The 11,486-nt window shown below is 42.9% G+C and carries 9 protein-coding genes; 5 read left to right on the top strand and 4 right to left on the bottom strand.

The window, feature by feature from the left end; genetic code table 11:
- Positions 1 to 398 precede the first annotated feature (398 nt).
- Positions 399 to 1,673: a L,D-transpeptidase family protein gene (locus BM283_RS15520; protein WP_254776403.1), complete on the bottom strand. Its 1,275-nt coding sequence runs from the start codon at positions 1,671 to 1,673 to the stop codon at positions 399 to 401.
- Positions 1,674 to 2,423: 750 nt separating this feature from the next.
- On the opposite strand from BM283_RS15520, the gene BM283_RS15515 reads away from it, so the two are divergent.
- The 4 genes from BM283_RS15515 (at position 2,424) to BM283_RS15495 (ending at position 8,202) form a co-directional block, all read left to right on the top strand.
- Positions 2,424 to 3,551, top strand: coding sequence for an efflux RND transporter periplasmic adaptor subunit (locus BM283_RS15515; RefSeq protein WP_090694701.1), 1,128 nt, complete (start codon positions 2,424 to 2,426; stop codon positions 3,549 to 3,551).
- Positions 3,552 to 3,587: 36 nt separating this feature from the next.
- Positions 3,588 to 6,689, top strand: a complete 3,102-nt coding sequence (locus BM283_RS15510) for an efflux RND transporter permease subunit (protein WP_090694700.1) — start codon at positions 3,588 to 3,590, stop codon at positions 6,687 to 6,689.
- Positions 6,664 to 7,008 (top strand): P-II family nitrogen regulator, encoded by a 345-nt coding sequence (locus BM283_RS15505; RefSeq protein ID WP_090694697.1) that lies wholly within the window; start codon positions 6,664 to 6,666, stop codon positions 7,006 to 7,008. The genes BM283_RS15510 and BM283_RS15505 overlap by 26 nt, the downstream gene beginning before the upstream one ends.
- Positions 7,009 to 7,926: 918 nt before the next feature.
- Positions 7,927 to 8,202, top strand: coding sequence for an addiction module antidote protein (locus BM283_RS15495; RefSeq protein WP_046848954.1), 276 nt, complete (start codon positions 7,927 to 7,929; stop codon positions 8,200 to 8,202).
- Between the two features lie 936 nt (positions 8,203 to 9,138).
- Here the strand turns inward: BM283_RS15495 and BM283_RS15485 are convergent.
- Complete coding sequence (locus BM283_RS15485; protein WP_090694691.1) at positions 9,139 to 9,558, bottom strand: hypothetical protein; 420 nt, start codon at positions 9,556 to 9,558, stop codon at positions 9,139 to 9,141.
- A 377-nt stretch (positions 9,559 to 9,935) separates the two neighbouring features.
- On the opposite strand from BM283_RS15485, the gene BM283_RS15480 reads away from it, so the two are divergent.
- Entirely contained in the window at positions 9,936 to 10,244 is a 309-nt protein-coding gene (locus BM283_RS15480; RefSeq protein ID WP_090694690.1) for a hypothetical protein, read from the top strand.
- A gap of 564 nt (positions 10,245 to 10,808) precedes the next feature.
- Here the strand turns inward: BM283_RS15480 and BM283_RS20685 are convergent.
- Together BM283_RS20685 and BM283_RS19625 are read right to left on the bottom strand one after the other, a co-directional pair.
- Complete coding sequence (locus BM283_RS20685) at positions 10,809 to 10,949, bottom strand: DUF2335 domain-containing protein (RefSeq protein ID WP_090694704.1); 141 nt, start codon at positions 10,947 to 10,949, stop codon at positions 10,809 to 10,811.
- A gap of 335 nt (positions 10,950 to 11,284) precedes the next feature.
- Positions 11,285 to 11,486 (bottom strand): hypothetical protein (locus BM283_RS19625; RefSeq protein ID WP_217646557.1); only part of this gene is annotated, 202 nt, incomplete at its 5' end.

Here is an 11,486-nt window from a genome sequence, read left to right as displayed (position 1 = left end):
AGCCACTTGAGTAACCGACCAGCCTTTACCTAACAGGTAGACCGTTTTTAGCCGGTCAGCATAACGCTTGTCTCTGGTTTGACGGTGCGCCACCTCTAAATTGGCAATTTCTTGTGCAGTGAGCAGGTAATGTGATGACATATTAAAATTCTAATATATTCACAACTATGCCGCATTAACTTAAACCAATTTTTGATTCACGAGAAGTATACATACCCATATATGGCACGCCCTGACCCTGATGATATGCGTTGCAAAAATATATTAGCAGGGTTTTACGGGATTAACTCTGCTGACATTACCAAGTAGGAAATCACGCTAAACAGCCCACTCGCCGGGGAACATAAAATTGGGATTAACCCTATCACAACAATTCAATAATTGATTTGGTCAAGATACTAAGGTTCTTTTTCTGCCATCTCCAATACTTCTGCTGCCGTCAACTGCCTGCTCATGTCGCCGTCCCAGGTGGCATTGAGCGGTAGTGTGTTTCGCACATGGGTAGTGCGGGCGAGATAGGTACTTAGAGTTATATTCGGCTGTGTAATCGGTGTGGCTAGGGCGCGCGGCTTACGGATCACTTCATTAAGTAAGGCCTGGTTGATCTTAGCTTTAGGTCGTGCATCGAGTTTTGCTTTAGGTGTTGAGCGCACCTCGCTCAACAATTTTTTAATTGATTGATCGTGATTGCGCTTGTCGTCTTCTAAGATAGGATAGGCCTGCATATATAGCTCACGGCCACGCCAGCCAAACAGACGGGGCTGATTTACCACACGCACCGGTGTACCAACTGGTACGTTGTTATAAATACGCAGAATATCTTCGGGATACATGCGTAAACAGCCGTGGCTGCCGCGCAGACCAACGCTCGGTGGCTTGTCAGTCCCATGGATGGCAAATTTCGGCCACGCCAGCCTCAGTACATGAGTGCCCATTGGGTTATCGGGCCCTGGCGGCACAACGGCGGGTAACGAATCACCTTTTTTCGCATGTTCTTTACGAATGGAAGGTGTCGGTATCCAGCTAGGGTTTTCTACTTTGGAGGTGATTTTAGTCAAACCTTCCGGTGTTTTCCATTCCACTCGCCCGATGCCAAGCGGATGAGTAATAACTTTCTGCGTTTTTCCAGACTTGGTCTTTGGAAAATAAAACAGCCGCATGGCTGCGAGATTCACCACGATGCCATTGCGTGGGGCGTCCGGCAATATGAACAGAGTGGGAATCACAATTTTGGTTCCCGCTCTCGGTAGCCACGGATCGATCCCTGGATTGGCGCTCACGATCTCTTCATAGCCCAGGTTAAATCGACGGGCAATATCGGAAAGTGTATCACCTTTGTTGGCGGTTACGACTCGCAGTGTGCCGACTACATCCTCTCGTTCTGGATCGAAGCTGAATTCATGACTAGCGGTTGGAACTGGCAATGGTTTGGCTGCAGGAACGGGCAATGCCGTTGGCCCAGTTAAAATTGACTGACAGCCACCTAAAAGGAGAATAACACCGAGCAAACATACTATTCCATAACACCGCGACACTGAAAGCGTGCAATCCAAGGCGACAAGCTCGATTGGTCTGTGCACTTTTGATTTTTTCAGACTACCTACTACCGCCATATGGCTTTGGTTTAGCCAATTTTTGTAATCAATCCTTAATCTGTTGCTGGAAATTTTCATTACTTAACATCCATGCTTTATTGATTGCAATCCTGATCTCTTCCATAGTCCTATCAGGTGCGTGATATTCAAGCAAATCTCTATAAACCGGTTGGCATTTAGCTGCGTTCTGGCCAAAAAAGCATCCTAAGACAGCAGAATACTGTAACTTTTTATCAGAAAAATTCTGAAATCCTAAAGCATTGCGATTATAACTTGATCAAGATATTTCGTCGGATAAAAATCCTCTCCACTGTGATATAAAACAATTATCATTGTTTAATCAATAAGTTAAACAGATAATAATCTACTTAGCATCATCAATACATTACATTACACTACACCACTGTTAAAACAATCCTTCTTCGACTAAATAAGTACTTAAAAACCAGTAAGCCGTCAGATAAAAATCTCATTACGATCGCCATGATAAGACGTCAATGACACCAGAAGTCAATATAATGACCATCGGAATCAGGCTCCTCTACTGAGAAAACTTTTTTGACAATCGCTTCATCATAGAGAATTCAGGTTCCATTGAGCGCTTTTTATGTCAAACTCACGTTCATTATCTTAAAACACAACAGGATGGGGCTAACATTATATTAATGAGGTTAATTTCGCTGTAATCGATTGAGATTGTGCCTTTCTGGAAGGCTGAATTTAGAAAGCGATACGTTATGATTTCTAATCTATCATGCCAGAAGGTCGAGTTAACGTTTCATGAACTCTGAATATGTAAGGCATTACGATAATTTGGGGTAAAAAATTATGAGAACAAAGTTTCCCAATTTTACGCAGCTAATTGCCGGGTTATTATGTTTCTCGCTACTTTCTTGTCAATCTCAAACCGAAGAGTCACCCCAGAAAATTACCCCGTCCGCCAGCGACGAAATATCGCTCAAAGCAGGATCACCTAAGCTCAGCTATATAAATGAAGCTGTTGCCAAATTGGTTCAACGCCCGCTAATGGAGCAGGTAGCAGGCAAAATTGTCTACGATGAAACTCGAACTGTTCGTGTCTTCTCACCGATTGCGGGAAGAGTGATTGGTACCATTGCAGAAATTGGTAGTCAAGTCCGCGTTGGTGACACTTTAACAATATTGGATAGCCCCGAGCTTGGGCAGGCACAAGCAACCTATGAAAGTGCATTAGCCGATTTAGAGTTGGCCAAGCGTACTTTCCAGCGCGTAAAAATACTGTTTGAAAATGATATTGCGCCACGTAAGCAGCTGGAGCAGGCAGAAGATACTCTGATTCGTGCTCGCAGCGAAGCAGAGCGCGCCCGCCTTAGACTTGCAAATCTCGGAGTACGTCAAATTCATACCGATAATCGCTTTGTGCTACGCACCCCTCTGGCAGGGACTATCACTGAACGCAACATCAATCCAGGCATGGAAGTCAAATCCGATCTCACAGCACCCTTGTTTGTGATTTCCGATTTAACTCATTTATGGGTAAATATCGATATCTTTGAAAAAGATATTGGGCTTATCCATACCGGAGCGAAAGTCATCTTGAATGTTCCTGCTTATCCCAGCGAGAATTTTGTAGCTACCATCAGTTATATCAGTCGGATAGTGGATGAAACAACGCGTACAGTTAAGGTGCGTTGTATGCTACCTAACTTGGATGGTCGTCTGCTACCTGCTATGTTTGCGAGTGTCAGAGTAATGAGTGAACCAGATGATCTGGCCATTGTTATTCCACTAACTGCGATGTTTACTGAAGGTGAATCTGATTGGATATATGTGAATACCGGCAATTATCACTACCAGAAACGTCCTGTTAAAACTGGACTACGTCTCAAAAACGAAGCTGTCATTGTAGAAGGTTTGAAAGCTGGTGAGCGTTTCGTAGTCGATGGCGCACTGTTGCTAGGTTCCGAAAAAAGATAACTATGACACTGGCCGACCAGGCGAAAAAAATAAATCATGATCAGTAAAATTATTACATTCTGTCTGCAACAACGGTTAGCGGTTATCGGTGCCTTTATATTATTAATTGCGCTAGGTATTCAGTCATTTGAACGCTTGCCAGTTCAGGCTTTTCCTGATGTTCAGAATGTTTTTGTACAAGTTGTTACCCAGTATCCAGGCCAGGCACCGGAAGAAGTAGAGAAACTGATTAGCTTGCCAATTGAAAGAGCGATGAATGGCCTGCCCCATCTGATCAATATGCGCTCAGTCTCCATTTTTGGCTTGTCCGTTGTTACCCTGACTTTCGACGATGATGCAGAAGATTATTTTTCCCGGCAGCAGGTACTGGAGCGATTACATGGGGTTAACCTTCCGAACAATGTTACCCCCTTGCTAGGCCCATTGACCACTGGTATAGGTGAAATTTATCGCTACCTCATCGAAGCGCCCAGATTGTCATTATTAGAACAACGGGCGCTCCAGGATTGGACGATTGAACCTATGCTGCGTAGTGTCCCCGGGGTTGCTGATGTAGTCGGTTTTGGTGGTGGCATTAAACAATATCAGATCCAGATTGACCCTCTCAAGCTGAGAAATTACAAGCTCACGCTCACCGAAGTATATCGGGCTGTTGCGGACAATAATGCCAATATCGGTGGAAACTTCATCGAGTATGGTGATGAGGCGCTGGTTGTTCGCGGTATCGGCTTACTGAAATCCATAGATGAAATCAAGGAAATCGTGGTTGCCAGCCGCAATAGCGCACCTGTTTTCGTCAAAAATATCGCCGAGGTGGTTATTGGCCCGCAAGTGCTCAATGGTATTGTGGGTCATAACAAACAAGATGATGTTGTGCAGGGCATTGTCCTGCTTATCAAGGGTAAAAATATTACCGAAGTTATCAATGGGATAAAAGAGAAAATTGATTACCTGAATCATCATGGGTTGCCTTCGGGTGTCAGGATTGTGCCGATTTATGACCGCACAGATCTGGTGCAGAAAACCATTCATACAGTTGAGCATAACATGTTTGAAGGCATTGCACTGATCCTGGTGATTTTGCTTATTTTTCTTCGCCGGATTGTTGCTTCATTAGTCATTATCATTGTCATACCGTTATCCTTGCTATTTGCCTTTATTCTCGTTGATATAGCCAATGTCTCTGCCAATTTGATTTCTCTTGGAGCAATTGACTTTGGCATTATCGTGGATAGTGCAGTTGTCCTGGTTGAAGCCATCATGGTTAAAATGACAATAGAGATGCGCCAGCAGTCAAGTCTGACACATATGAGGCAATCGATGCTGATGACAGCGGGTGAAATGGCAAGACCTATCCTGTTTTCAAAAGTTATCATCATTCTCGCAATGATTCCTATCTTTACCTTTGAGCGGGTTGAGGGGAAAATATTTTCTCCTATGGCGTACACCATCAGCTTTGCCTTGCTCGGCGCACTCATCATTTCCTTAACGTTAGTGCCTGCATTATTAAGTTATTTCATAGGCTCCAAACTAACGGAACGGCACAATCCATTGATTGCACGATTACAGCAAGGGTACCAAAAGCTACTGGAACGTGTCTTATGCCACCCTTTCAAGCTACTGATCAGTGCAAGCCTCGCTCTGGCTTTATCCCTGGCTTCGATTCCAAGAATCGGCACTGAATTTATGCCAAAGCTCGATGAAGGTAATATATGGCTGACAGTTATCATGCCAACACCTATCTCGCTGAGTAAAGCCAAAAAGCTGGAAGAAGATATGCGCATGCTCTTGCTAGCGTTTCCTGAGGCAAATTCGGTGCTGACCCAACTCGGTCGTCCAGAAGATGGCACTGATCCTAAAGGTTTCAATAACCTGGAAGTTCTTATTGATCTCAAACCAAGGGATACCTGGCGCTTTGCCAGTAAAGATGATTTGATTAAAACGATGAGAGATCGTCTCGCTATATTTCCGGGCTTACAATTTAATTTCTCCCAAGTCATCCAGGATAATGTAGAAGAAGCCATTTCAGGAGTAAAAGGCGAGATTGCCGTCAAGGTTTTTGGCCCTAATCTAAAAACTCTCCAGGAAAAAGCTGATCAAATCACGGAGATATTGCGCTCTATCGAGGGTGCGACTGATGTCGCTGCAGAGCAACAGGCAGGACTGGCTCAGATAGTCATTTCCATAAACCGGGCTAACATTGCACGCTACGGAATCAATGTTGCCGATGTAGAAGATGTCATTGCAATGGCAGTCGGGGGAAAAGCAGCGACACAAATGGTAGAAGGCGAGCGCTTTTTTGATGTGACCATTCGCTTAATTAGTTCAGCGCGCGATTCGGTAGGAGCGATAGAAAATATTACGGTTTTATCCTCGGATGGCCGTCATATTCCATTGGCTGAATTGGCTGATATCAGAATCAATCAAGGTGCCTCCCGCATTACCCGTGAAGGTGCCATGCGCCGTATTGCCATTAAATGTAACTTGATCGGACGCGACCAAGGTAGCTTCGTAGCGGAAGCACAAAATAAGGTCGCCAGACAGCTTTCGCTTCCTCCAGGCTACTCTATCATTTGGAGCGGCCAGTTCGAAAACCAGCAGCGTGCCATGAAACGGCTTTATTTTATCGTACCGGGCAGTTTAACCCTGATTCTCCTGTTATTATTCTGGACTTTCCTTTCGCTGAGAAAGGCCTTTCTGGTCGTCTCGATTATTCCTTTTGCCATGATCGGCGGGTTAATGGCTTTATTGCTGACTGGCATACATTTGAGTATTTCTGCGGCAGTCGGATTTATCGTATTATTTGGAATTGCCGTGCAAAACGGCATCATCCTGGTCTCCCGTATTAACATGCTCAGACTCGAAGGCATGTCGCTCAATGAAGCCATCTTGCAAGGCTCCATTACACGACTACGCCCTGTAGTGATGACTGCGTTGATGGCAATGCTCGGCTTATTACCTGCCGCGCTCTCTACTGACGTAGGATCGGAAACTGCTAAGCCTTTTGCTGTCGTCATTGTTGGCGGGTTGATCACAGCAACATTATTGACGTTATTTATGCTCCCTGTCCTCTACCGCTATTTTGATAAACCATACAAAATTGAGGCATCTCGTGAAAGAAATTCGCGCTTATATTGAACCATTCATGCTGGCCAAACTGACTCAGGCTTTAATGGAGATTCCCGATTTTCCCGGCATGAGCGTTTCAGATTGCGAGGGATTCGGGCAAGAAAAAATCGCTCATATACAAGATTTTATACCGTATATACGGAAAAAGCGTATTGAAATTTTTGCCCCTGATGAATTGGTCGACATCATTTTCAATACTGTCATGACAGTAGCCAATACTCATCAGTTAGGGGCTGGAAAGGTATACATTATCAATGTGGAGAAAAGCGGACACATCAGCAGCATGAAGAATCTTAACTATTCCAATAACCAAGAAGCTGATTCATGAATTACTGGTAGAGTATTTTATACTCTTACAATAGAATCAGTACAAGTTTATCGGGATTGATTCTGTCCCAGCCCATACCAGCCATAAAACAACCTTGGCTCAGGAAAACTATTCACAACGCTACTCACATTTATCTACCTTGCTATGCCGCGCATATGTCCATCCACCCAATAACGCTGGTATACGTTGCTTCATGTGCCAACTGTTCCGCCAGTAGCTCGTGCCGTGTTCCTCTCCCCGTGCTTGATTTAATCACACTAATCGTCCCGCGTTTCTCGTTTCGCCAATCAAAACTTCGCCTCTAAGATGTGTAGAGGAATGCCAGATTAATAAATAAGGGAAGCCTAAATGTCAACAGAACCTAATAACTTGGTTCAAGCTGGTAAATTCAAGCGGAGTTGTTCTCCTTGCGGGGTCTTCTATTCATCGCATACTCGACTATAGGAAGTCTGGAGAGGTAAAAAAGCCGTTTGTCTATCGAGCGCGATACTCTTTTTGGTTCAATCCTTTAGCTCAAGTGAAAAGTTCCTAACACCTGGTCAAAAGGATAAGTGTGGGCAAATTGAGCATCAATGTCATTATTAAATAATTTCTTGCGAAATACCTCGAACCGAGGAAATAAAATGGATTACTACACAAATACTTGATGAATGGTTTGATAGACTGGATTGGGCTATTTGCAATCAATTGTTGTTTTGCCTCAATCGAGAAGTTGAAAATAGCAATTTCAGTGATTACAGAATTATCGAAAACCGAACTGTTCAAGCTGTGTTGCTCTTTGGCAGCGACATTTGGTATGCATTATTACACGATCCATCAGCAGCGTATCGTTTAACTGCTGACGTGCGGTAATAAATCCGGCCAGGAGCGAGACATTGAGAAAACAAAAATATTCTTAAACTTCTCGGAGATTAGAAAATGACTAAAACCAGACAATTCGACATTGCCGCGCATTTTGAAACAGATGAAGACATTCGCGAATTTTTGCGATTAACTGCTAATTCCGGCGTTACATCCGATTTTATTTATGCACTGAATACTGCTGTTCGTGCCAAGGGTATGACCGAAATTGCAGCACGTGCTGGAGTATCGCGAGCGAGTTTGTATAAATCGCTGGGGGATGACGGCAATCCACGATTTGACACTATCGCCAAGATTGTCGAAGCGTTAGGGTGCAAAATCATAATATCTTGAGCTGCTATGACTATCCGCACAGGCAGATACTATTAAAAGCCCTTATAACACCACTCCTTTGCTGTTGATTATCCCTTAGCATGGTGTTATGAGGGTAAAGCATGGTAAATCACAAGCTATTTAACATTGGCTTTACTCTACATCGGGTTTCTGAGCAGTATCAGTTTCAGAGGACATGTATAAAAATGCTCTTCTAATTCCATTTCTAAATCAAGAATGACGCGAAGGCGAACCGCAGACAGTATAAACAATACAGCAAGTCGAAGCCGACAACGACGGTTTTGATTTAGAAATGGAATAATTAAGCCAGCCCGCACGAGAAGATCACCATCTTCAAGCATATTGCGCAACTCATCAGCCAGCATATTATCAGTAGCGATAATCTCCAGACCTGATTGAATAACTGATCATCGCTAGACGGCTGATCGGCCTCATTACTGCCATCTTTCATGTAGCCAGTAAAATGCATTGATCGCCATCTCTATTAAATTTTACTTGCCAACCTCAGCAAGATTAATCGAGGATAATCGATACCTCTTCAAAATTAACGTGGTGGCTGTACGGTCTAAGGAAAGTTTGTAATACAACACAGCGGATAATATCTCCATGTGCGTGCCAGCGCCTCAATATTCAGGATACTGACGTGCAGCAATGTTAGAGCCCATCCTACGGTTTCATCTGATTTCATCTACGTAGATCCAGCAAAATTGCCGTGCAATGAATTATTTGTTGTAGCTATACTTGGAGATAGTAAAGAAGCTACGTTCAAGCAATATTTATCGAAGGTGAGCATAAATATCTACAAGCACCTAGTCCAGCTTGGCTCAAGAAAATAATCACAATATATTAACCTGAAATACCCATTACTTGTTTTTAGCAAATTGACGACAAAAGGATATAAAGAGAAAATCTTACCTGACGCATTAGGTCGAGATATTATTTTAATGGTCTCTTTGGTATCGGCATCCAGTGAGTGATATCTCCAATTACTTGCTTGTACTCTGCATACCGGTAGTCCCAATATACAAAATAAGATTTTTCTTTATCATACTTGACATTTGTTACTCTCATGGCTTCAGGAGGAAGATTTGTAACCCATACATCAATCTCAGTACCATCCATTGGAGCCGTTTCTATCGGTTGCCAGCCCGTCACTTGTTCGCTCTCATATTCAACTATCCTCACTCTATCCAGACTTAAATTAAAAATTTTTCCAGCTTTATTATGTACTATGGCTCGTATATCTTGATTAACCACGCAGAAGGCTAATAGGGTTCCATCCTCCTCTTTTCTATAAATATTTTCTGCAGACATTATTTCTACTTTTTTGTTGATTGCTGAGTTTTGCTGATTCATTCTGTCCTTACCTCTATATTTTTATTTTTCATATCGAAAGTGTGATCACCAGTGATGTTATCGCATCCTCTCAGTGTTAAGCTGGCTGTCTATCAACTTGCCTTCATGGATTACTACCCGCCTTTCTCCTTCTGCACCTCTGGCGGAGTGATGTATTCATGCCTGCGCATATCCGGGCCGGGTCGGGAATAAAGAAAAAATGAATGCGAAAACTAAAGTATAAATTCTTTATTCTAGAACTGTACCTTAAGTACCCCTATTTCGGTTATTCTTGTCGTCCTTTAACAACAAAGAGAGAGTAACAGATGAAGCAGGGAGTAAGAAAAATAATAACAGCAGCCATTATGTCGTCAGTTATGCTTTCAGGATGTGCCACTATGATCAGAGGAACTGAGCAGCAAGTGTCCGTCAATACGAACCCTACAGGGGCGGATATTCAATTTAGTAACGGGCAGAGTTGCGTATCTCCTTGCATGATCAAAACCAAACGCGATCAGTCGCTGCAAATCACCATCAGCAAGGAAGGCTGCCACCAGCAGACCGCAACCATGATGCCTACCTTGGCAGGTGCAGGGGTCATGCTAGGCGGATTGATTGATTACGGCACTGGCGCAGTCTATGATTTACAACCTAATCCGCTGACAGTCAGCTTGGTATGTGAGAAGAAAATCACTGCACAGGAATAGCCATGTAGGGGCAATCCTTGTGATTCTCCTAGGGGCGTATACAAGATACGTCCCTACAGTGGCGATATGTCAGGGAAATAGGTTTCCCTGACCATAGGATCATCGAAAAGGAGACAACATAAATTATTAAGCAATCAGAGAACACTACCACGTATTCAAAATACAAGCACAAGATGCTGCCAAGAAACGTTTTTTGCTGCTGCACCATCTATCTACCCAAGCATATCAACTTACAGAGAACCAGCAAACCCATGAATGAAGACGAAAAGCGCGCGACGATAGCAAATAGGGTGGAATAAGCGTAGCGCATTGCACCGCATAGCTAAAAATGTTTAGTAATTTTTCAATTAATAGAATTGTTTGAGTTATTTGTTTTTCTAAATTTATTGGTAACAAATACTGTTACAAGCCCTGTTATAGTAAATCCACCAATAGTCATAGCTGTGCTTTCAGAACCAAGATATAAGGCAATAATGCATGTTGCGAAGGCGAGGATACCAATGAGTAAACCAAATATCTGGCCCCTCCTGATTGTGTTATATGCCGAAGTTAAGTGTAACTTCTCTATCTCTCTTTGATGCTTTCCATTTCTTCCGCCATGGCAAGTATTCGTTCCGCAGCTCCGGGAACTATTTGATCAAATCCTCTTAATATTTCTGGGTGAGGTAGTGGCCCTGAATATTGCCGCGCCTGAACTTGTGTTATCTCTTCATGCTGATGAGATACATTATTTTTAGATTTTTTGACTTGGAGTGTGTATTACTTTTGTTTCTGCTCATCTGAGAATTGCTTTGCAGCGCTCTTGATCTGCTGATCAGTGTATTCCCATGCCTTACGCATTCTATCGTTTGCGCTCAGTTTTGGAGCAATGTGGCTATATCTGTTAGTGTCTGGATATATATCCATAATACTACCGATACCATTTAAAAAATACCTTAGCGTCTTAGTCATAGTTAATCTTACCAGTTAGTTATGATATTTAATCCTCTAATGAGGATATTCATATTAAACGGAATGTTTATTAATTAGATAACTTAATTTTATTTCTGTTCGCAAATTTTAGCAGAATCTAGGGTCTGTTGACGTTTTAAGATAAGTATTTCATAGGTAGAAACAAACTCGTAATATTGGGGTTCCCATACCACCAACAAAACGAGTTTGCGATGCCCCGAATAATGCTCAATGATGAGTACTGGTCGAAGCTGGAGAAGATTCTGCTTCAAGAATCGATTTATAACAAGC

It is taken from the genome of Nitrosomonas sp. Nm34, from assembly GCF_900113925.1.
Classification (GTDB): Bacteria; Pseudomonadota; Gammaproteobacteria; order Burkholderiales; family Nitrosomonadaceae; genus Nitrosomonas.
This window is presented reverse-complemented; position numbering and strand designations above follow the sequence as displayed.